The 21,202-nt window shown below is 71.6% G+C and carries 16 protein-coding genes and 1 pseudogene; 10 read left to right on the top strand and 7 right to left on the bottom strand.

Annotation, left to right across the window (positions count from 1 at the left end; genetic code table 11):
- Positions 1 to 16 precede the first annotated feature (16 nt).
- Positions 17 to 625: a LuxR C-terminal-related transcriptional regulator gene (locus QSK34_RS00175; protein ID WP_285578566.1), complete on the bottom strand. Its 609-nt coding sequence runs from the start codon at positions 623 to 625 to the stop codon at positions 17 to 19.
- A 358-nt stretch (positions 626 to 983) separates the two neighbouring features.
- Between QSK34_RS00175 and QSK34_RS00170 the strand changes: the two genes are divergently transcribed.
- Both QSK34_RS00170 and QSK34_RS00165 read left to right on the top strand, forming a co-directional pair.
- Positions 984 to 3,245 (top strand): serine/threonine-protein kinase, encoded by a 2,262-nt coding sequence (locus tag QSK34_RS00170; RefSeq protein ID WP_285578564.1) that lies wholly within the window; start codon positions 984 to 986, stop codon positions 3,243 to 3,245.
- A 134-nt stretch (positions 3,246 to 3,379) separates the two neighbouring features.
- Entirely contained in the window at positions 3,380 to 5,353 is a 1,974-nt protein-coding gene (locus QSK34_RS00165) for a CHAP domain-containing protein (RefSeq protein ID WP_285578562.1), read from the top strand.
- Here the strand turns inward: QSK34_RS00165 and QSK34_RS00160 are convergent.
- The gene (locus QSK34_RS00160; RefSeq protein WP_285578559.1) at positions 5,341 to 6,216 is read right to left on the bottom strand and encodes a hypothetical protein; all 876 of its coding nucleotides are present in this window, start codon (positions 6,214 to 6,216) and stop codon (positions 5,341 to 5,343) included. The two genes, QSK34_RS00165 and QSK34_RS00160, sit on opposite strands and share 13 nt — an antisense overlap.
- Before the next feature lie 207 nt (positions 6,217 to 6,423).
- Here QSK34_RS00160 and QSK34_RS37710 point away from each other — a divergent pair.
- From QSK34_RS37710 to QSK34_RS00140, 5 genes and pseudogenes are all read left to right on the top strand, one after another.
- Positions 6,424 to 6,852, top strand: a pseudogene (locus tag QSK34_RS37710) (ATP-binding protein); the annotation flags it as partial.
- Positions 6,853 to 6,978: 126 nt separating this feature from the next.
- Positions 6,979 to 9,024, top strand: a complete 2,046-nt coding sequence (locus tag QSK34_RS00155; protein WP_353051371.1) for a helix-turn-helix transcriptional regulator — start codon at positions 6,979 to 6,981, stop codon at positions 9,022 to 9,024.
- Between the two features lie 48 nt (positions 9,025 to 9,072).
- Positions 9,073 to 10,389 (top strand): alkyl sulfatase dimerization domain-containing protein, encoded by a 1,317-nt coding sequence (locus tag QSK34_RS00150; RefSeq protein WP_030450957.1) that lies wholly within the window; start codon positions 9,073 to 9,075, stop codon positions 10,387 to 10,389.
- Positions 10,390 to 10,413: 24 nt separating this feature from the next.
- Complete coding sequence (locus QSK34_RS00145) at positions 10,414 to 11,172, top strand: HipA family kinase (protein WP_285578557.1); 759 nt, start codon at positions 10,414 to 10,416, stop codon at positions 11,170 to 11,172.
- Positions 11,169 to 11,555 carry a DUF3037 domain-containing protein gene (locus tag QSK34_RS00140; protein ID WP_285578555.1) on the top strand — a complete coding sequence of 129 codons (387 nt, stop codon included), beginning with the start codon at positions 11,169 to 11,171 and terminating at the stop codon, positions 11,553 to 11,555. The genes QSK34_RS00145 and QSK34_RS00140 overlap by 4 nt, the downstream gene beginning before the upstream one ends.
- Here the strand turns inward: QSK34_RS00140 and QSK34_RS00135 are convergent.
- The 3 genes from QSK34_RS00135 to ispG form a co-directional block, all read right to left on the bottom strand.
- Positions 11,536 to 12,378, bottom strand: a complete 843-nt coding sequence (locus QSK34_RS00135; protein WP_285581985.1) for a GNAT family N-acetyltransferase — start codon at positions 12,376 to 12,378, stop codon at positions 11,536 to 11,538. The two genes, QSK34_RS00140 and QSK34_RS00135, sit on opposite strands and share 20 nt — an antisense overlap.
- A gap of 34 nt (positions 12,379 to 12,412) precedes the next feature.
- On the bottom strand, positions 12,413 to 14,104 hold the full coding sequence (locus QSK34_RS00130; RefSeq protein WP_285578554.1) for an alpha/beta hydrolase: 1,692 nt from the start codon (positions 14,102 to 14,104) through the stop codon (positions 12,413 to 12,415).
- 90 nt (positions 14,105 to 14,194) lie between these two features.
- A complete protein-coding gene (gene ispG / locus QSK34_RS00125; RefSeq protein ID WP_030450962.1) occupies positions 14,195 to 15,361 on the bottom strand; it encodes a flavodoxin-dependent (E)-4-hydroxy-3-methylbut-2-enyl-diphosphate synthase in 1,167 nt (388 codons plus the stop codon).
- 270 nt (positions 15,362 to 15,631) lie between these two features.
- Between ispG and QSK34_RS00120 the strand changes: the two genes are divergently transcribed.
- Positions 15,632 to 16,783, top strand: a complete 1,152-nt coding sequence (locus QSK34_RS00120; protein WP_285578550.1) for a lytic polysaccharide monooxygenase auxiliary activity family 9 protein — start codon at positions 15,632 to 15,634, stop codon at positions 16,781 to 16,783.
- A 54-nt stretch (positions 16,784 to 16,837) separates the two neighbouring features.
- Here QSK34_RS00120 and dxr read toward each other — a convergent pair whose 3' ends face one another.
- Complete coding sequence (gene dxr, locus QSK34_RS00115) at positions 16,838 to 17,983, bottom strand: 1-deoxy-D-xylulose-5-phosphate reductoisomerase (protein WP_285581984.1); 1,146 nt, start codon at positions 17,981 to 17,983, stop codon at positions 16,838 to 16,840.
- Between the two features lie 223 nt (positions 17,984 to 18,206).
- Between dxr and QSK34_RS00110 the strand changes: the two genes are divergently transcribed.
- Complete coding sequence (locus QSK34_RS00110; RefSeq protein ID WP_285578549.1) at positions 18,207 to 19,220, top strand: trypsin-like serine peptidase; 1,014 nt, start codon at positions 18,207 to 18,209, stop codon at positions 19,218 to 19,220.
- A gap of 51 nt (positions 19,221 to 19,271) precedes the next feature.
- Complete coding sequence (locus tag QSK34_RS00105; RefSeq protein ID WP_285578547.1) at positions 19,272 to 20,237, top strand: trypsin-like serine peptidase; 966 nt, start codon at positions 19,272 to 19,274, stop codon at positions 20,235 to 20,237.
- Here the strand turns inward: QSK34_RS00105 and ppk2 are convergent.
- Entirely contained in the window at positions 20,234 to 21,157 is a 924-nt protein-coding gene (gene ppk2 / locus QSK34_RS00100) for a polyphosphate kinase 2 (RefSeq protein WP_051759253.1), read from the bottom strand. The genes QSK34_RS00105 and ppk2 overlap by 4 nt on opposite strands.
- Positions 21,158 to 21,202: the final 45 nt, after the last annotated feature.

Genomic DNA, 21,202 nt, shown 5'->3' with positions numbered 1-21,202 from the left:
GAGTCACACGCAACCCTCAGAGCCTTTGGAGTCCCAGGTCTTCTGTCACGCGGCGGAGGTCGCGGGGGTTGCCGAAACCCAGTTTCACCTGGATGCGGACGACCAGTTGGTCGACCGAGAGCTCCTCGATGTTCATCGCCTTGGCCGTCTCGGGATGGGTGCATCCCTTCGCGATGAGCCGCAGCGCCTCGGTCTCGCGCGGCGACAACGCGGGGCGCAGGCAGAGGGTCGAGGTGGCCGACGCGAGCTGGCCGCGCAGCACCAGGGCCAGGCCCTGGCCGAGCACGAAGCCGCCGGAGGCGACCTGGAGGACGGCCTGGCGGAACTCGTCGGGCGTGGTGTTCCTGGGGAGATAGCCGGACGCGCCGGCCTGGAGGGCCTCGACGACGTCGGAGGGATCGCCCCCGGCGGCGGTCACGAGGACGCGGGCCCGAGCCGTCCACCCCTCGATCGCGGCGATGGCCGGGCGGCGGTCGTCGCCGTAGAGGGCCAGCAGGACGACGTCGATCTCGGCGTCGGCGGGCGGGGCGGCGACGATCGACCCCACCTCGGGCATCCGGGTCAGCAGGCGGCGGATCCCGGCCTGCGCGTGCGGGTGATCGTCGGCAACGGCGACTCTGATCATGGTGTCCCACCCCCAAAATTAGATTCTGGACACGCGATACGGTCCTGGACAAGGGGATATCCGGACGAACTTTTTCGCTAATTGCGCACGTCCGCGATACGGACCGGGCATACCGGTCACCTCTGTCTTCCAGTATCCCCAACGGACATCCATGCTCGGGCCGAGTTCGCCAAGGTCGCGCCAACTTCGCAGGTCAGCGGCTCGCGACTGTCGGTTACGCCCTATGCCCAACCGGTTTGCAGCGACAAGGTGACATTTCTAGTCCGGTGACAAGCTGACGATGCGGTGAGACCTTCGTATGAGTACGCGGCGTTAGGTGACATTTCGCGCCGGGTGCCCGATGGAGGGGGCTTCGCAGTTGAGCACGTGGACGGTCCCGGGCTACCGGGAGGTACGCGAACTCGGCGCCGGGGGTGGCGGCCGGGTCGTGCTGGCGACCTACGAGACGACCGGAGCTTACGTCGCCATCAAGTATCTGAGCGAGACGCTGCGACGTGACCCTGGCTTCCTGGCCAGCTTCCAGCGTGAGGCCCGGCTCATGGTCGAGCTGGAGAACCCGAACGTGGTGCGGCTGTACGAATACGTGCAGTCGCCCCAAGGCGACGCGGCCATCGTGATGGAGCTGGTCGACGGGGTGTCGCTGCGGAGCATCCTGGCCGAGCACGGCAACACCTCGCCCGAGGCGGCGCTGGTCGTGCTGAAGGGGTCGCTGCTGGGCCTGTCGGCGGCGCACGCCCACGGCGTGGTGCACCGCGACTACAAGCCCGAGAACGTGCTCGTCCAGGCCGACGGCACCAGCAAGCTGGCCGACTTCGGCATCGCCAGCCACGTCGGCGAGGCGGGGCAGGCGACGGGCACGCCGTCGTACATGGCCCCGGAGCAGTGGGCCGGGAACCCGGCCAGCCCGGCGACCGACGTCTACGCGGCGACCTGCGTGTTCTTCGAGTGCCTGACCGGCCACCGGCCCTACCACTCGCTCGACGTGGGCACCCTGCGGCGGCAGCACCAGGGGGCGCCGATCCCGACCATGGAGGTGCCCGGATCGGTCCGGGCGCTGGTCGGGCGGGGCATGGCCAAAGACCCGATGGCCCGGCCGCCGACCGCCGACCAGTTCGTCGCCGACCTGGAGCTCGCGGCGCTGGCGGCCTACGGCCGCGACTGGGAGGAGCGCGGCCGGCGGCACCTGGCCGAACTCGCCACCCTCATGGCGCTGATGTTCCCGCTGGCCAAGCCCTCGTCGCCGACGCCGCAGGTGAACACCTCGCTGGCGCGCACGATCCTGAGCCAGCGGCTGACCCGGTTCGCGCCTCGCTTCGCCATCGCCGGGTCGCTGGTGGCGGCGGTGGTGATCGCGATCGTGGTGGCGGCCAACGGCCAGACCCCGGTCGCGGGCGGCACCACGTTACGCCCGCCCACGCAGACGCCGGCGCAGGAGCCGGCCCAGGAGCCGCCGCCGGTCGTACCGGACGAGGAGACCACCCCCCCGGCCACCCCGGACGAGCAGCCGACGACGGAGGAGCCGTCGGAGGAGGCCACCACCGAGCAGCCGTCGACGGTCCAGCCGCCGGGCGCCGTCACCCCGACGGTCACCGCGACCGCCACGGCCACCGCGACCCCGGCCGCTCCCCCGCCGCTCAAGGTCTCCGGCCTGAACATCCAGTCGTTCGACGGGCAGTCGGCCACGGTCCGCATCGTGACCAACACCCCGGCGCAGGTCACCATGACGGTCCGGTTCGCCCAGGGGACCGAGAAGGACGCGCTCGACACGCTCCCGCCGCAGGTGGTCCCGCTCGCGGGCGCGACCGCCTACGCCCCCGTCGTGCAGCAGGCCTTCACCCCGCCCGCGTGCGGTACGACCTCCTACCGGCGCATCACCGTCGAGACCTCGCCGTCGGCGGGCAGGACGGCGTCCAGGACCGTCTCGGTCAAGGGCGGCCCGTGCCCACCGCCGACGGTCGAGAACGTCACGATCACCGGCTGGGACGGCAAGGCCGCCGGGGTGCGGCTCAAGGCCGACGGCACCGGCCGGGTCAAGGTGCTGGCCCGGTTCGGCCGCGACGGCGAGCTGACCAAGTCGTCGAGCACGACCCTGTCCGGGCACCGGGAGTACTCCTTCACCGCCCGCACCGACCTGGGCGAGCCGGCCTGCGGCCAGACCTCGACGTACGTCGTCCAGATCACCACCGAACCGGCGGCGGGCAACGGCCCCCAGACCAGCCGGAAGCAGGTCACCGGGCCCGACTGCGCGCCGCCCGCGGTGAGCCTGCAGGGATGGGACGGGTCGCTCGCGACCGTGAAGGTGACCTCGGGAAGCACCGCGCCGATCACGCTGACGGTGACGTTCACCCGGACGGTCCGGGTCGGCGAACGGCAGACCAGCCCGATTGTGACGAGCTCGACGGCCGAGGTGAGCGGCGCGAAAGACTACACCCGCACCTTCCAGACCGGCTACAAGCAGGCTCCGTGCGGGGCCCGGGACATCCGGCAGGTGAGCGTGACGGCCTCTCCGGGAGGAGACACGGCCACCCGCGAGGTCACGCTCGACTCTCCGGCCTGTCCGGTGGAGGAGGAGCCGGAAACCCCGACGCCGTCGGACTCGGGGCCTGGCCGGATCACCTGACCTGGGACTATCACGTATGTCCCGTTTGGTCATGTTTGAGTAAAGTGAGTTGACCTGCCCCTTAAAGGTCCATGAACATCCCATTCACGCAGATTGACCCCGAAGCGTAATGGATGTCACATATGACCCCAGAGATGCAGAAGCTCATCACGTTGCTGAGGAAGGAGATCGGATACCAAGAGCAGTCCGGCGGCTACACCAAGTTCGGGGACTGGTACAACGCCGTCGAGACGGACGCTGACTACTCGTACCAGCCGTGGTGCGACATGTTCCTCTCGTGGGGGGCGAACAAGCTCGGCTACAGCGACTGGTTCGGAGAGTTCTCCTACACGGTCGCGCACGCGGAGTGGTTTCAGGCGCAGGGGGCCTGGGGCCGCGAACCGGAACCGGGTGCGGTCGTCTTCTTCGACTGGGACGGCGGAGGAAGCGTCGACGGTATCGATCACGTAGGACTCGTGACCGAGGTGAACGGATCGCAGTTCACCTCGATCGAGGGCAACACCAGCAACATGGTCAAGGAACGAACCCACGACGAGGGGACGGTCGTCGGGTTCGGCTACCCGGAGAAGATCCTGGAGAAGACCACCGGCTCCTCCGAGACGAGTACCGACACGGGCCGGGACAGCGCCTCCGACACCCAGACCGACACCGGCACGAGCACCGGCCCCGGAACCGGCACCGACGGCCGACCCGGCACCCTGCCGGGCACGGGCCACCACCCCCGGCCGTGGGACAGGCCGGACACCAGGTCCGGCGGCGGCTCCGAGGACAAACCAGGCATCGGCCACGAGGGCAGGCCAGGGATCGGCTCCCACCCCGGCTCAGGCCCAGGACAGGGAGCCGGCCCGGACACGAACTCCGGCACCGGCCCGGACACGGAGCCCGGCTCCGACAGCGGCACGGGCACCGACCACGGATCCGACACCCGGCCGGGCACCAGCCCCGGAACCGACACCGACACGAGCACCAGCCCCGGCACCCACACCGGCACGAGCACCAGCCCCGGCACCCACACCGGCACGAACACGAACCCGAGCACCGGCCCGAACACCGAATCCGGCTCCCACAGCGGTGCAGGCACCAACCACGGAACCGACACCAGACCAGGCACCAGTCACGGAAACGACAACGGCACGGGCACGGGCCCTGGAACCGACACCAGCACGAACACCGGCCCCGGAACCGCCACCGGCACGGGCACCAGCCCCCGAACCAACACCGACACCGGCACGGACCCGAACACGAACCCGGGCACCGGCCCGGACACCGAATCCGGCTCCGACAGCGCTGCGGGGACCAACCACGGAACCGACACCGGTGTTGGCACGAGCCCTGGAACCGACACCGACGCGGGCGCCAGCTCCGGAACCCACATCGGTACGGAAACGAACCCGGGCACCGGCCCGAACACGCAATCGGGTTCCGACAAGGGGGCGGGCACCGACAACGGCTCGGAGACCGGGACCGGCAACGGCTCCGACACCGCGACCGACAACGGCTCCGATGCCACGAACGGGACCACGTCCGGCACCGACTCCTACGGTCCCGGATCCCAGTCCGGCATCGGATCGCACATCATGCCCAAATTCGGGATCGGCGCGCGGCCGGCCGACCGCCCCGACACCCGCTCCGGTGGCGGTTCCGAGGACGGGCCCGGGTTTCACGTCTGGTCCGGCATCGGCGTCGACGGCACTCCTGGGATCTCCTCCGACTCCGGCTCGCGTGCCGGTGTCGGCCCCGGTGGGTGTACCGGCAACGACGAGAACGGCTGTCCGGACCGTGGTCCGCTGGTCTGGGCCGACACCCCCGCCTTCGTCCAGCAGGCCCAGAAGGCCCCCGAGGCTCCCCGGGGTCCCAGCCCCAAGGCGCTCCTCCTCAAGGAGATGGCGGCGGAGACGTCGCTCGTCCACGTCGAACCGGCCCCGGAGATCAGCACGCTCCCGGTGGCCGCGAGCCGGCCCGCGCCCTCCTCCGTCCCGCACGCGCTGAGCGCGCAGGGGCTGGTGGCGCCGCTGCTGGTGGTGCTCCTGGCGATGGCCTTCCTGGTCAGCCACCGGCGCCCGGCGTCGTCGGCGCCGAAGGACTACCAGGGGCGTCACCGCCGGTAGAGCTCCGGATTCCCCAGGCGCGCGGCCCTGAGCCGCGCCCGGTGCAGGCCGGTGTCTCCGTACGCCGACCCGAGTGACCACACCCGTGCCACCCAGAGGTCGTGCCCACGCGGTCCGTGCCGCAGGATCGTGTGGGCCGCCTCGGCGGCGGCCTCCCCCGCGGCGGCCTTGGCCGCGCTGACCGCGCGCACTATTTCCCCTTCGGGCAGCGAATGGTCGCCGGCGACGACCGCGGCCTCGTCCACGAGGGAACCGGCGCACTCGGCCGCGCCGGACGGCAGGTCCGCGACCGCGCACAGGTGCCGGGCCAGGCCGACGAGCTGGGCGGCCACCGCGACGGTCGCGATGCGCAGCGCCGGCAGGGCCGCGACCCGCGTGCCCAGCGGGATGCCGGGACGCTCGGTCGACACGCTGAACAGGCGGCGGGCGGGGTCGAGGCCGGGGCGGGGCGTCAGCCGTACCGAGGAGGGCGGGTGCGCCTCCAGCACACCGCCGGGGCGTTCGACGATCAGCAGGCCGGCGGCGTCGGCGTCGGGGGCGTACACGGTGTCGCCGATGCGGGCCGAGACCCGCAGCTCGCCGCGGGCGAGCGGCCCCAGGAAACGTTCCGGCAGCAGCAGCGCGCCGAGCACGCACGTCTCCACCAGCGGGCCGGGCAGCGCCGCGCGGCCGGTCTCGGCGAACGCGGGCACCGTGTCGGCGAACCGCAACCCGAGCCCGCCCGAAACCGGCGATACCAAACACCCGAGGAATCCGGTCGCGGCGAGCGTGTCCCAGCCGGGCGGCCGCGGGTCCCCGAGCGACGGCAGGAGGGCGGCCCGGACCAGGGCGGCCAGGCCCAGCTGCTGATCGGTGTAAGCCACGATCTGACATGTACGTTCCGGTGCATCCGTTGGCCATGTCACTAATCGCCGAATCTGACGGTGAGGCCGCCGGTCTGGTCACGACCGCCGTGGCAATCTACGATTTCTGCACACATCGGGTGAACGTGCAACCGGATCAACGCGTCAGCTCTGTGACGCACGTGAAGGGGGTGACGTCCCGTCGACAGGGGCCTCGGCCGTGTCCGGCTCCTGCGTGAGCTGGAATCGGCTCTCCGGGAAACGCCGCGCACCATCCTGATCACCGGTGCCGCGGGGCTCGGCAAAACCCATCTGCTGGGTGAGCTGACCTCCCAGGCGGCGGGCTTCCGCGTGCTCCGAGGCCGGGCCCGCGAGCTCGACGAGGGCCTGGCCTACGCGCCGCTCGTCGACGCCCTGGACTCGCTGGGCCGCGAGCCGAAGGCGCAGCCGCGGTTGTGGGAGCTCTACGACGCCATCGACCGCGCCGCGCTCGGTCGTCAGGCGGGCCGTTCGGTGGCCGCGCCGGGAGCGCTGGCCGCGCAGCTCATCGCCGATCTGCCGGGACGCACCCTGCTCGCCGTCGACGACGTCCACCACGCCGACGCCGACACGCTGCGACTGCTCAAGACGCTGCCGCGCACCTGCCCCGGCCTCGCGATCGTGCTGACCGCGCGGCGGCCGCCGTCGCTCGAGGTCGACCTGGCGGTACGCCTCGACCCCCTCTCCCGCGCCGAGGTCAAGAACCTGATCACGTCGCTGCTCGACCGGGCGCCGAGCGACAGCATGGTCGACCGGGTGCTGGCCGAGAGCCAGGGCAACCCGTGGTTCGTCCAGGAGGCGGTGCTCGCGCTCGTCCAGGGCGGCGCGGTGCGCTCCCCCGACCCGGGGGCCCGCCGGGGCGCGATCCTGAGCCGCATCTTCCAGCGCGACAAGGCCGGCCGCGACCTCGCGCGGGTGCTGGCCACGCTGGGCCGCACCCGTGACACCACCGCGATCGACACCCCGGGCACCCTGGAGGAGGTCGCCGAGCTGGCCGGGCTCGACAAACGCGCCGCCGAACGCGCGCTGGTCGCGCTCGTGCGCGACGAGGTGCTGGTCGACACCGGCGACGGCTACGCCTTCGCCCACCCGCTGGTCGCCGAGGCGCTGCACGCCGACCTCAACGCGGGCGAGCGCCGCCGCCTGCACGCCCGCATCGCCGCGATGCTCCAGCGGCAGGGCCTCAGCGGGGCCCGCCGGGTGCTCGAATGGGCCACCCACATGGCCGAGGGCGGCGCTCCGCAGGAGGCGCGGGCGGCGATGTTGCGGGCCGCCGAGGTGACCCGCTGGACCGCCCCGCTGTCGGCCGCCCACTGGTTCGGCCGGGCCGCCGAGATCAGCGAGGACAAGGGCGAACTGCTGGCGTTACAGGCGCTGTCGTACTGGAAGGGCTCCCGCCCCGCGCTGGCGCTCAACTCCGCGCAGCGGGCGCTGGCGCTGCTGCCGCCGGGCCGCCGCCACACCCGCACCTCGTATGTGGCCGTCGGCGCCGCCCACGCGATGGGCTGGTACGACGTCGCCCTCGCCATCCTGGCCAAGCAGCTCCCCCGCGTCGACGACCCGACCGCGCTGCTGGCCCAGCGGGCGCTGCTGCTCGGCGAGCTGCGCCGCCCGCCCGACGACGCCGCGCGCCTGGCCTGGGCGGGCCTGCCGAGCTGCCCGCCGGAGGACCGCGTCATCACCGCCGGCGCGCTGGCCATGTGGGCGCTGGTCGAGGGCGACTGGCAGCAGACCGAACGGGCGGTGTCGTTCCTGCTGACGTTCGCCGCCGCGATGCCGCCCGGCGCGCGGCTGGCCGCCCTGGAGTCGGCCGCCCACGTGCTGGCCACGGGCGGCGAGCTGGCCCGGCCGCTGAAGCTGCTGGAGGAGGCCGAGCACATCCACCGCGGCCTCGGCTGGCACGACATCGCCGGGCAGAACGCCCGCACCACGGCCGTGGTGCGCCGCCTGAGCGGCGAGTGGGAGAAGGCCCTGGCCGACATCCGCGCCTCGGCCGGACCGCTGACCGAGGCGGGCCTGCTGGAGAACCACGCGCTGCTGCGCAACGTCGAGGCCGACATCCTGCTCGACCAGGGCCGCTACGACGAGGCGCGGGCGATCCTGGCCGACCCGCCGCCGGCGAGCGCGACGCAGACGGGCCTGCGCCACATGTACACCGCGCGGCTCCTGCTCGGCACCGGCGACCGCGCCGCGTCCCTGCGGTCGATCGAGCTGGCCAAGGCGACCGGGGTGCCCGAGGTGCTCCACCGGGTGCTGGCGGTGGAGGTGATCTGGCACGCCATCGCCGGTGAGACGGTGGGGGCCCGTCCCGCCGCCGAGCAGCTCGACGACGTCGCCCGCAACGGCACCCCGCGCGCCAAGATGGCCGCCGACCTGGCCATGGCGTGGGCGTTCGGCGACGCCGGCCGCGCCCACGCCGCGCTGGAGAAGGCCCGCGGCCTCCCCTACGAGGAGGCCCGCGCCCGTCTCATGATCGGCCTGTACGCCGACCCGGCGCAGCTCGCCAAGGCCCACACCCTGTTCACCGCCCTCGGCGCCGCCCCCTGGCGCGACCGCACGCTCCAGCACATGCGCGAGGCCGGCATCGCCCCCGCCCCCTCCGCCACGCTCACCCCCGCCGAACGCCGTGTCATCGAGCTGGTCGCCGAGGGCCGGTCGAACCCGCAGATCGCCGACGAGCTCCACTACAGCCGCAAGACCGTCGAGGTCTACCTGAGCCGCGTCTACGCCAAGACGGGCCTGCGCTCCCGCCTCGAAGTGGCCCTCGCCGTGGAGCGCGGGGAGCTGTAGGGAGTTCCCTACTGCGACAACCGAAGTCAGCACGGCACCATCGGCTGCATGGGGATCCTGGAGTACGCCGACAAGGTGTGGCGCGGAGCGGTCAGGGCGCACGAGGTGCCGCTCGCCGAGCTCCGGGCCGACGGCGTACAGGAGGTCACCGAGGGCGTGGCCATGTGGCCGGCCTTCGGCAACGTGTACGCGGTCAAGGGGGAGGCCGGGCTGGCGCTGTTCGACACGGGCAACGCCATCGACGCCCCCGCGATGCACCAGGCCATCCGGGCCTGGTCGGACGAACCGGTTCGCTACGCCGTCTTTTCTCATGGGCACTTCGACCATGTGGGGGGAATGGAGTGCTTCGACGACGAAGAGGGGACGCGGCCCATCGTCGTCGCACATGAGGGCGTGGCGAACCGGTTCGCCCGTTACGCCCGCACCGCCGGCTACAACTCGGTCATCAACCAGCGGCAGTTCGGGTTCGGGCAGATGCAGTGGCCGGCCACCTACCGGGTGCCCGACCTGACCTACCAGGACCGGCTCACCCTGACACTCGGGGACGTCACCTTCGAGCTGCACCACGCGCGCGGCGAGACCGACGACGCGACGTGGGCGCACATCCCCGAACGGAACATCCTGCTGACCGGCGACCTGTTCGTCTGGGTGACCCCCAGCGCCGGGAACCCGCAGCGGGTGCAGCGCTACCCCGACGAGTGGGCCGTCGCGCTGCGGACGATGGCCACGCTCGACGCGGAGATCCTGCTGCCCGGCCACGGCCTGCCGATCACCGGCGCCCTGCGGGTGCGCCGGGCCCTGATCGACACGGCCGACTACCTCGACAGTCTGGTCGAGCAGACGCTCGACCTGATGAACGCGGGGGCGCGCCTCGACGAGATCCTGCACACCGTGAAGCCACCGCTGGAGTTGTCGCAGCGCCCCTACCTGCAGCCCTACTACGACGAGCCCGAGTTCATCGTGCGCAACATCTGGCGCCTGCACGGCGGCTGGCACGACGGCAACCCGGCGAGCCTCAAGCCCGCCCCGGACGCCGTCTTCGCCAGGGCCATCGCCGACCTGGCGGCGGGCGCCGGGACCGTGGCGGGGCGCGCGGTGGTCGCCGCGGCGGAGGGCGACCTTCGGCTGGCCTGCCAGCTGGCCGAACTCGCCGTCCAGGCGGAGCCCGACGACCACAAGATCCACGAGATAAGGGCGCGGGTGTACGCCCTCCGCGTCCAGCAGGAGCCCGGGGCGATGGCCCGGGGGGTCTACGCCTGGGCCGCGGCCGAGTCGCGCAGCAAGGTGACCGGCTGCGACCTGCTCGACGTGTACCACGAGGTGTCCGACGGCCGGATGTGGTGGATCCCGGCCCACGACCGGTGACCACAGCCGGGTAACCTGTCCGGCGTGCTGGAACGGATCACGGCGACGCGTTACGTCACGCCGCTGCGCGAGGGCGGCTCGCTGCCCGGTGTGATGGAGGCCGACGACCTCGGCACCTACGTCGTCAAGTTCCGGGGCGCCGGGCAGGGCCGCCGGGTGCTGGTGGCCGAGGTGATCTGCGCCGAGCTGGCCCGGGGCCTGGGTTTCCCCACCCCCGACCTGAAGGTGGTCGGCCTCGACCCGCAGCTCGGCCGCCGCGAACCCGACGAGGAGATCCAGGACCTGCTGAACGCCAGCGCGGGCGACAACCTGGCCATCGACTTCCTCCCGGGCGCGCTCGGCTTCGACCCGCCGGTCTGGAACCCCGACCCGGAGTTCGCCGGGAGGCTGATCTGGTTCGACGGCCTGATCCACAACGTCGACCGGTCGTGGCGCAACCCCAACCTGCTGGTCTGGCACGACTCGATCTGGCTGATCGACCACGGCGCGGCCCTGTGGTTCCACCACAACTGGCCCCGCGCCGACCCACTGCGGCCCTTCGACGCGAGCGACCACGTGATGACCAGGTTCGCGACCGAGGTGATCCCGCTTCCCGTGCCGGAGGACCTGCTGCGCCACGCCGTGGACCAGGTCCCCGGCGAGTGGCTCGGCGACGACTCCCGCGACGCCTACGTCGACCACCTGCTGACGAGAGCCGCCTCGACGGCCTGGCATCCCGACCTGACCGCGGCACCCAAGACTCCCGTGCGGACCAACACGATCGGCGGCTTCTGGCGCACATGACCCGCGACGTCTACGAGTACGCGCTCATCCAGGTCGTCCCGGACATCGAGCGCGGCGAACTGATCAACGCCGGCGTGATCGTCTACTGCCAGCCCCGCGGCTACCTGTGCGCCCGCACCGACCTCGACGCCGCCCGCCTCCAGGCGCTCTGCCCGTCGGCGAACCTGCCCGGGGTGCTGCACTCGCTCATGGCCTACGAACTGAGCTGCTCGGCCGAAGACGGGCCGCTGCGGGAGGAGTCGCTGGGCAGCCGGTTCCGCTGGCTGACCGCGCCGCGTTCGACGATCGTGCGCACCGGGCCGGTGCACGCGGGCCTGACCGACGATCCGGAGGCCGCCCTGAACCGGCTGCTCGACCGGCTCGTCAGAACAGCACCGAGGTGAAGGTGTCGACCTCGGCGAAGCCCACCCGGCGGTAGGCCGCGCGGGCGGGGGTGTTGTAGTCGTTCACGTAGAGGGTCACCACGGGCGCGAAGTACTTGAGGGCCTGTTCGACCACGGTCGCCATGCCCGACGAGGCGTGGCCTCGGCCCCGGTAGAGGGGGTCGACCCAGACGCCCTGGATCTGGCACGCCTGCGGCGTGACCGCGCCGATCTCGGCCTTGAAGACCACCCGGCCGTCGTCGATGCGGGCGTAGGAGCGGCCGATGCGGATCAGCTCGGCCACCCGGGACCGGTAGAGCGCGCCGCCGTCGCCGTTGTCGGGCGAGACGCCCACCTCTTCGGTGAACATGGCCACGCACGCGGGCAGGACGGTGCCGAACTCCTCGGGCCGCACCCGCTTGACCAGCGGATCGGGCGCGACGAGCGGGGCCGCGCTGATCGACATGACGGGCTGGGCCCAGCGGATCGCCCGCGCCGGGCCCCAATGGGGCTCCAGCCTCTCCCACAGGTGTTCGACGGCCGCGGAGGGCCCGACGATCGAGGAGCAGCGGCGGCCCTGCTTGCGGGCCCGGTCGGCGAAGGCGTGGACGGCCTCGCGTGAGGCGTTGACCGGCACCAGGTTCGCGCCGGCGTAACAGAGGGAGGTCAGCCCGCCGCGCGGGCCGAACCCCCACATCTGGCCGCCCAACCGGGAGGGACTCAGGCCGACCGACCTGACCCGGGAGGCGACGAAGACGTTGGCGACCGGATCTGCGTCGAGGATCCGGAGCACCTCGTCGCGATCGTTGTCGTCCAGCACGCGCGACGCCGACGTACGCAGCATCACCCGCCCAGCCTACGCCAGACCCCCCGATTGGTCAGCGACCGAGGAGGACTTGGGTCAGCCTCTCGTGGGCCGGTTTCCCTCCGGTGGAGGCCATCCGGGTCGCCGCCCGCGCCCCGGCCGACGCGCAGGTGAGGTCGGGCTCGCTGCCCGTGCGGCGCCGCTCGGGCAGCAGGCCGTCCTTCAGGTAGGCCGAGACCCGCCGGTCGACGCACGCGTTGCCGCCGAAGCTGACCCCGTGGTTGCCGCCCCCGACCAGCATCAACCGGGCCGACGGGAACCGGTTGCGGACGGTCAGCGCGCCCCGCAGCGGGGTGGCGGCGTCGTAGCGCGACTGGAGGATCAGGATCGGCGGGAGGCTCCGGCCGCCCCCTACGGTGACGGGGGTGCCCCCGGCCTGCGGCCAGAAGGCGCAGGGCAGGTTGTAGACCGTGTTGCTCCAGGTCATGAACGGCGAGTGGGCGTAGATGCGGCGGGCGTCGGCGCGCCAGCGGCTCCAGTCGCGGGGCCAGGCGGCGTCGCGGCACTGGGTGGCCAGGTAGACGGCGTAGCCGTTCTCGTCGGCGGCGTCGGTCTCGCCGTGCTGGCGGTAGGCGTTCACCAGGGCGGTGACGTCGCCCTTGCGGACGTAGTCGGAGAAGGCGCGGGCGAAGGTGGGCCAGACCGCGTCGCTGTAGCCGCCCACGGTGAAGGTGTCGTCGAGCTCGCTCGGGCCCACGATGCCGCCGGCGGGGCGTTCGGCCAGGCGCCTGCGCATGCCGTACCAGGCGAAGGAGACCTCCTCCTCGGTGTCGCCGAGGCGGAAGGCGGCGTTGTGGTCGGACACCCATTCGAGGAAGTCGCGGTGGCGGTCGTCGAAGGCGACGTTCTGGTCGAGGTTGGCGTCGTACCAGACCTTGGTCGGGTCGACCACGCTGTCGAGCACCATCCGGCGGACCCGGTCGGGGAACAGGGTGGCGTACACCGAGCCCAGGTAGGTGCCGTAGGAGTAGCCGAGCCAGCTGATCTTCTCCTCGCCGAGGGCGCGGCGCAGCGCCTCGACGTCGCGGGCCGCGTTCTCGGTGGTCATGTACGGCAGCAGCCACGCGAACTTGTTGCCGCACGCGCCGGCGTAGGCCTCGGCGCGGCCCAGCAGCACCCGCTCGGCGGCCTCGTCGGCCGGCACGTTGTCGGGGCGCGGCGGCGCGTAGAAGCGCTTGGGGTCGACGCAGGTCAGCGCGGGCCTGCTGGCACCGACGCCGCGCGGGTCGAAGCCGATCACGTCGTAGCGGGCGGCCACCTCGGGCGGCAGCGAGGCGGCGACGTGGCGGGCCAGCGTGAGCCCGGAGGCGCCCGGCCCGCCGGGGTTGACCAGCAGCGGCCCAAGGTGGTTGCCGTCACGCGGCGCGCTGCCCTTGAAGCGGTTGAGCGCGATGGTGATCTGCTGCCCGCCGGGCTGCGCCGGGTCGAGCGGCACCCGGACGTTCGCGCACTCGGGGGTGGCGGCCCGGCGGGCCGCCACCGCCTGGCCCAGGCCGCGGCCGTTCCCGGTGAGTTCCTTGAGGATCTCGGCGAGGGTGGCGGGCGGAGCACTCTTGGGGCTGGCCGTGGGGCACGCCCCCCAGACGATCCGCTGCGCCGGCACGACCTGCGCGGCATCGGCCCCTTCGGGCTCTGCCACCAACCCCGTCACCATCCCGGCGGACAGGATCGTGACCCCGGAGACCACTCCGACGACTCGCTTCACGCGCTCTCTCCTCTGCTCACACGACAGAGGCCAGCTTCCCGTAAGTGACGGGGCGATCACACGGAGTCGCCGGGGTGGATTACCGAATCATTAGCGGACGATGACCTGCGGCCCAGGGGCGTCGTCGTCGTCGAGGTCGACGTCGACGCCCATCTCCTCGGCCAGGCGCAGCGCCTCTTCGATCAGGGTCTCGACGATCTGCGACTCGGGCACGGTCTTGACGACCTCGCCCTTGACGAAGATCTGGCCCTTGCCGTTGCCGGAGGCGACGCCGAGGTCGGCCTCGCGGGCCTCGCCGGGGCCGTTGACGACGCAGCCCATGACGGCCACCCGCAGCGGCACCTTCAGCCCGTCGAGCCCCGCGGTGACCTGGTCGGCGAGGGTGTAGACGTCGACCTGGGCCCGGCCGCAGGAGGGGCAGGAGACGATCTCGAGGCCGCGCTGCTTGAGGTTGAGCGACTCGAGGATCTGGTTGCCGACCTTGACCTCTTCGACCGGGGGCGCCGACAGCGAGACGCGGATGGTGTCGCCGATGCCCTCGGCCAGCAGGGCGCCGAACGCGACCGCCGACTTGATCGTGCCCTGGAAGGCCGGCCCGGCCTCGGTGACGCCCAGGTGGAGCGGGTAGTCGCACTTCTCGGCCAGCAGCCGGTAGGCCTTGATCATGACGACCGGGTCGTTGTGCTTGACGGAGATCTTGATGTCGCGGAAGTCGTGCTCCTCGAACAGGGAGCACTCCCACAACGCCGACTCGACGAGCGCCTCGGGGGTGGCCTTGCCGTATTTGGCCAGCAGGCGGGGGTCGAGGGAGCCGGCGTTCACGCCGATGCGGATCGGCACGCCGTGGTCCTTGGCGGCCCGGGCGATCTCGCCGACCTTGTCGTCGAACTTCTTGATGTTGCCCGGGTTGACCCGGACCGCCGCGCAGCCGGCCTCGATGGCGGCGAAGACGTACTTGGGCTGGAAGTGGATGTCGGCGATGACCGGGATCTGGGACTTCCTGGCGATCGCCGGGAGGGCGTCGGCGTCGTCCTGCGAGGGGACGGCGACGCGGACGATCTGGCAACCCGACGCGGTGAGCTCGGCGATCTGCTGAAGCGTGGCGTTGACGTCGGCGGTGAGCGTGGTGGTCATGGACTGCACGGAGATCGGGGCGTCACCCCCGACCGGCACCGAGCCCACCATGATCTGACGCGAGCGGCGCCGGGGGGAGATCGGCTTGACCGGCAGGGAGGGAATCCCGAGATCAACAGACATTTCAGCACCTTGCGCTAAGAGTCGTCCTTGACGTCCATCAGTCTAGGCAGGCGCCGGATCACCCACACCCGCGCGGCCACCCGCTGCCCCAGCTTCTGATGAATCATTCATCCCCGACCTGGGCAAAAGCCGCGAACGACCGCTGTGACCTGGGCACCCCGGAAACCCCGGTTTACATTCCGAATCGCGTGAGCGCTCCCGCAGCAGTGCGGCGTTTGGCCGCCCCGTAACGAGGCTGGCAGCAGCCACGGCCAGGTGAAAGGGACATCCGTGGTCGGACCACGTAGTAGAACGCTCAGATTCAGGATCACCGCCATCGCCACCGCAGTGGTCGCGATGGCGGCCACGGCGGTGACCGTGCTGGTCGCCAGCCCCGCCCAGGCACATGGCGCGATGATGATGCCGGGCAGCCGTACGTACCTGTGCTGGAAGGACGGCCTGAACTCAAGCGGCGCCATCCAGCCCAACAACCCGGCGTGCGCCGCGGCCGTCGCCCAGAGCGGCACGAACTCGCTCTACAACTGGTTCGCGACGCTGCGCTCGGACGGCGCGGGCCGGATGTCCGGGTTCATCCCCGACGGCTCGTTGTGCTCCGGCGGCGCGGTCGTCTACAACTTCAGCGGCTTCGACCTGGCCCGCAACGACTGGCCGGTGACCCACCTGACCTCGGGTGCGAACATCCAGATCCGGTACAACAAGTGGGCCGCCCACCCGGGCACGTTCCGCCTCTACATCACCAAGAACACCTGGTCGCCCACCCGGCCGCTGGCCTGGAGCGACCTGGAGTCGACGCCGTTCGACTCCTCGACGAACCCGCCGAGCGTCGGCAACCCGGGCAACGAGAACGCCTACTACTACTGGAACGCCAACCTGCCGTCGGGCAAGAGCGGCCGCCACATCATCTACTCGGTGTGGCAGCGCTCCGACAGCAACGAGACGTTCTACGGCTGCTCCGACGTCGTCTTCGACGGCGGCAACGGCCAGGTGACCGGTGTCGGCCCGGGCGGCCAGAACCCGGACCCGAGCCCCACGCCCAACCCGACGCCCACCCCCACGCCGACCCCCACGCCCACTCCCACGCCCACGCCGACCCCCACGCCGACGCCGACGCCCAACCCGGGCGGTGCCTGCTCCGCCACCTACACGGTCTCCAGTAGCTGGCCGGGCGGATTCCAGGGATCGGTGACCGTCAAGGCCGGCAACTCCGCGATCCAGGGGTGGACGGTCAAGTGGAACTACGCCAACGGCCAGTCGATCAGTCAGATCTGGGGTGCGGCACAAACCACCTCAGGCGGACAGGTGACGGCCACACCGGTGGACTACAACCGCAACCTGGCCGCGAACGCCACCGCGACGTTCGGCTTCCTGGCCAGCCAGTCGGGCACCAACCCGGTCCCGACCCTGACCTGTACCTCTCCGTGACCTGAGACGACCTGAAGGGCCCGGGGCGCCGACCGCCCCGGGCCTTTCGGCTGCTCAGGCGGTCAGCTCTGCCGCCCGCGTCCGCGCCCAGGCGTCGGCGGCCAGGACCTCCTCGATCGACTCGGCCCGGCCGACGGTGTGCTCCCCGACCACCTCGGCCACCGTGTCGACGATCGCGAGGAACGGCAGCGCGCCCTTCATGAACGCCTCGACGCACACCTCGTTGGCCGCGTTGTAGACCGCCGGGGCCGTGCCCCCCTGCTCCCCCACGTGACGGGCCAGCGGCACCGACGGGAACGCCTCCACGTCGAGGGGTTCGAAGGTCCACGTGTGGGCGCGCGTCCAGTCGACCGGCGACGACACGTGGGGCAGCCGCCCGGGGTGGCTCAGCGCCAGGGCGATCGGCAGCCGCATGTCGGGCGGGCTCGCCTGGGCCACCGTCGAGCCGTCGACGAACTCGACCATCGAGTGGATCACCGACTGCGGGTGGACGACCACCTCGATCCGGTCGAACCCGATGTCGAACAGCAGGTGGGCCTCGATGACCTCCAGGCCCTTGTTCACCAGGGTCGCCGAGTTGATCGTGATGACCGGCCCCATGTTCCAGGTCGGGTGGTTCAGCGCCATCTCGGGGGTCACGTCGGCCAGGTCGGCCCGCCGCCGCCCCCGGAACGGCCCGCCGCTGGCGGTCACGACCAGCTTGCGCACGGCCTCGGGCCGGTAGCCGGTCGGACCGGAGGCCCACAGGCACTGCGCCAGCGCCGAGTGCTCGGAGTCGACCGGCAGCAGCTGGCCCGGCGCGGCCAGCCGCTTGACCAGCGGACCGCCGATGATCAGCGACTCCTTGTTGGCCAGCGCGAGCGTGGTGCCGGCCTTCAGCGTCTCGAGCGTCGAGGTCAGCCCCAGGGCCCCGGTGATCCCGTTGAGCACGATGTCGCACGGCCGCCCGGCCAGCTCGGCCACCCCCTCGGGCCCCGCGAGCACCTCGGGCGCGGCCCCCAGCGCCGAGAGCGCCTCGCGCACGGCGGGCAGCGCGGCCGGGTCGGCCACGGCCACCACGGGGGCGCCGGTCTCGGCCGCCTGCCGGGCCAGCAGGTCGGGACGGCCCCCGCCGGCGGCCAGCCCGGCCACCCGGAACCCGTCGCGGGCGAGGACGTCGAGGGCCTGGGTGCCGATCGAACCCGTCGAGCCGAGCACCATGATCGAACGTGGGGGGATTTCCGGTCGGTTCACCGCACCATTGTGCGCCACGCCCCGGTACGCCTGAGCCTCGGGTTATTCCACGCTATCTATGCCCGTATCCCGCTATATCCATATGTGCATAAAGGAGAAAGGGGCACAGCGGGGTCGCTAATTTCGCGCGTCAGGACATCCGATAACGGAGGTACGCATGCATGGCTCGGCGCCCCGCCGCCTGACCCGTTTGGCAGCCTTATTCACCGTCCCGGTCGTGGCCGCGCTGCTGCCCGCGACGGCCGCCGCCGCCCAGGGCGCGGAGCCCAAGCCGGTGGTCGTGGCGGCCGCCGACAGCAAGAGCGAGCAGCGCGCGGTGGAGAACTTCTGGACCGAGGCCAAGATGGAGGCCGCCAAGCCGCTCGACGCCCCGGCGGCCAGCGTCCAGCGCTTCGCGAGCGGGGCGGCCGCGTTCCTCGACCTGCCGGACGCCAAGCCCGCCTCGGTCCGGCCGACCCTCACCGCCGAGGCCGCCGCCGGGGAGCCGGCCGCCGCCTCGGCCACCTCCGACGGCGCCCCCTGGAAGGGCGGCGGGGCCGTGGTGACGACCTCGGGCCGGGTCTTCTTCACCGTCGCCTCCGGCTCCAGCGCCGGGAAGAACGCCTCCTGCTCGGGCAACGCCGTGACCAGCGCCAACAAGAGCGTCGTCATCACCGCCGGGCACTGCGTGCGACTGGGTGGAGCGTTCCACAAGAACTGGGTCTTCGTGCCCGCGTACGACAACGGCCAGCGCCCCTACGGCACCTGGGTGGCCACCACCCTGCTGACCACGCCGCAGTGGAGCCGCAGCGAGGACATGAACCACGACGTGGCGGCGGCCGTGGTGGCCCCGCTCGACGGGGAGTACCTGACCGACGTGGTCGGCGGCCAGGGCATCGCCTTCAACCAGCCCCGGGGCCGCCAGATGTACGCCTTCGGCTTCCCCGCCGCGGCCCCCTACAACGGCTCGACGCTGACCTACTGCAGCGGGCGGGTCTTCGACGACTTCCTGCTCTCCGACGACCTCGGTTTGAACTGCGACATGACCGGCGGGTCGTCCGGCGGCCCCTGGTTCTCCAGCTTCAACGAGAAGACCGGCGCCGGGCTGCTCAACTCGGTGAACAGCTTCAAGTACAACTTCGCCAGTTTCTGGATGTTCGGTCCCTACTTCGGCGGCGAGGCCCAGGCGCTCTACAACACCGCCCAGCGAACCGCGCTCACCTGATTTACCAAAAGTAGTCATACGAACACGGATAGTGGTCCACAATCTGGGGCCATGACCCCCGTCCTGACCGCGCTGACGCTTGCCCTCGCCTCCCTGCACCCGGCCGCCGTGCCGCCGCCGCCCGACGTCGTCCACCACTGGGCGGCGGCCGCGCCGGCCGGCTACTGGACCGCGGAGCGCATGGCGAAGGCGCTGCCCATCGGGCTGCTGGAAGTCGTCCACACGCTCACCACGGGCCTGGGCCCGAAGAGCACGCCGAGCCCCGGCGCGACGGGGCCAGAGAGGCGGCGGCACGGCCGGCCGGCGGCGCCCGCGAAGGTGCGGCAGCGGGGTCCGGTGTCCTCGGCGCGGTGGCAGTCCGGCGGCCTGGTGGGGCGGGCGGCCGGACGGGTCTTCCTGACCATGGACGGCGTCGACTTCGTCTGCTCGGCCGCCTCGATCCGGTCGGCCAACCGCGACGTGGTGGTCACCGCCGGGCACTGCGTCAAGGACGGCACCGGCGTGTGGGCCCGCAACTGGGTGTTCGTGCCCGGCTACGACGAGGGCGCCCGCCCGCTGGGCACGTTCTCGGCCCGCCGCATGTTCGTCGCCGGGCCCTGGTCACGCGCCGCCGACGACAGCTACGACGTGGGCATGGTCGCCCTCAACGCGCAGCTCGGCCGCCACGTCAACGACGTCGCGGGCGCACTGGAGATCGGCTTCGGGGTCAAGCGCGGCCAGCAGACCCACGGCTTCGGCTACCCGGCCGACCCGCCCTACGACGGCGAGCGGCTCATGTACTGCGCGGGCGCGGCCCGCCCCGACCCCCACAGCCAGACCCACGACCAGGGGCTCCGGTGCGACCTGACGGCGGGGGCGAGCGGCGGCCCGTGGCTGACCGGCTTCGACGCCGCCACGGGGCGCGGCACGGTGACGTCGGTCAGCAGCTTCAAGTACAGCGACGACAACTCGATGATGTACGGCCCCTACTTCGGCAGCGCCGCCAAGCAGGTGTTCGACATGGCCGAGAAGGCCTAGAGGCTGAACTCGGCCGTGTCGTCGGAGAGGTCCTCGTCGACGATGTCGGCGGCCTTCCGGACGATCAGGGGATCGGGGGTGCCGACGATCGTGGTGTCCTTGTCGTCGTAGTCGAACAGGCTCAGCACGTAACGCATGGCCTCGACGCGCCCGCGCTTCTTGTCGTTGGACTTGATGACCGTCCAGGGGGCGTCGTCGGTGTCGGTGCTGACGAACATGCGCTCCTTGGCCTGGGTGTACTCGTCCCACTTGTCGAGGGAGGCGATGTCCATCGGCGAGAGCTTCCACTGGCGCACCGGGTCGACCTGGCGGATCACGAACCGGGTGCGCTGCTCGGCGCGGGACACCGAGAACCAGAGTTTCACCAGCTTGATGCCGTCGCGGACGAGGAGCTTCTCGACCAGCGGGGCCTGGATCATGAACTCCTCGTACTGCTCGTCGGTGCAGAAGCCCATGACCCGTTCGACGCCGGCCCGGTTGTACCACGACCGGTCGAACAGGACGATCTCGCCGGCGGCCGGCATGTGGTTGATGTAGCGCTGGAAGTACCAGGAGGTGCGCTCGCGTTCGCTGGGCTTCTCCAGCGCGACCACGGTGGCGCCACGGGGGTTCAGGTGCTCCATGAAGCGCTTGATCGTGCCGCCCTTGCCGGCCGCGTCGCGGCCCTCGAACAGGATGACCAGGCGGCCTCCGGTGTCCTTGAGCCAGTACTGGAGCTTGAGCAGCTCGATCTGGAGCAGGCGTTTCTCGCGCTCGTAGCTGGGGCGCTCGAGGCGCTGGTCGTAGGGGTAGTGCTCACGCCAGGTGTCAACCGGGCTGCCGTCCGAACGCAGCAGCACCGGATCGTCGTCGCCGTCTTCGTCATTGACCCACAACCCCGGGGTGCGGCCCAGGAGGTCCACGACATCGTCCGCCTTCATGGCCGAAGCCTTTACCTAATCAAGGAGACCCAATCCCCTATGCCC

Source organism: Herbidospora sp. NBRC 101105 (assembly GCF_030269205.1).
In the GTDB taxonomy this organism is placed as follows: Bacteria; Actinomycetota; Actinomycetes; order Streptosporangiales; family Streptosporangiaceae; genus Herbidospora; species Herbidospora solisilvae.
The sequence above is the reverse complement of the archived record's forward strand: the minus strand, read 5'-3'. Positions and strand labels throughout refer to the sequence as shown.

Excerpts from the sequence above, each read along its gene's own strand:
- QSK34_RS00175 (WP_285578566.1), bottom strand. The coding sequence starts at position 625 with ATGATCAGAGTCGCCGTTGCCGACGATCACCCGCACGCGCAGGCCGGG.
- QSK34_RS00165 (WP_285578562.1), top strand. The coding sequence starts at position 3,380 with ATGCAGAAGCTCATCACGTTGCTGAGGAAGGAGATCGGATACCAAGAG.
- QSK34_RS00155 (WP_353051371.1), top strand. The coding sequence starts at position 6,979 with ATGGTCGACCGGGTGCTGGCCGAGAGCCAGGGCAACCCGTGGTTCGTC.
- QSK34_RS00150 (WP_030450957.1), top strand. The coding sequence starts at position 9,073 with ATGGGGATCCTGGAGTACGCCGACAAGGTGTGGCGCGGAGCGGTCAGG.
- QSK34_RS00140 (WP_285578555.1), top strand. The coding sequence starts at position 11,169 with ATGACCCGCGACGTCTACGAGTACGCGCTCATCCAGGTCGTCCCGGAC.
- QSK34_RS00135 (WP_285581985.1), bottom strand. The coding sequence starts at position 12,378 with ATGCTGCGTACGTCGGCGTCGCGCGTGCTGGACGACAACGATCGCGAC.
- ispG (WP_030450962.1), bottom strand. The coding sequence starts at position 15,361 with ATGTCTGTTGATCTCGGGATTCCCTCCCTGCCGGTCAAGCCGATCTCC.
- dxr (WP_285581984.1), bottom strand. The coding sequence starts at position 17,983 with ATGGTGCTCGGCTCGACGGGTTCGATCGGCACCCAGGCCCTCGACGTC.
- QSK34_RS00105 (WP_285578547.1), top strand. The coding sequence starts at position 19,272 with ATGACCCCCGTCCTGACCGCGCTGACGCTTGCCCTCGCCTCCCTGCAC.
- ppk2 (WP_051759253.1), bottom strand. The coding sequence starts at position 21,157 with ATGAAGGCGGACGATGTCGTGGACCTCCTGGGCCGCACCCCGGGGTTG.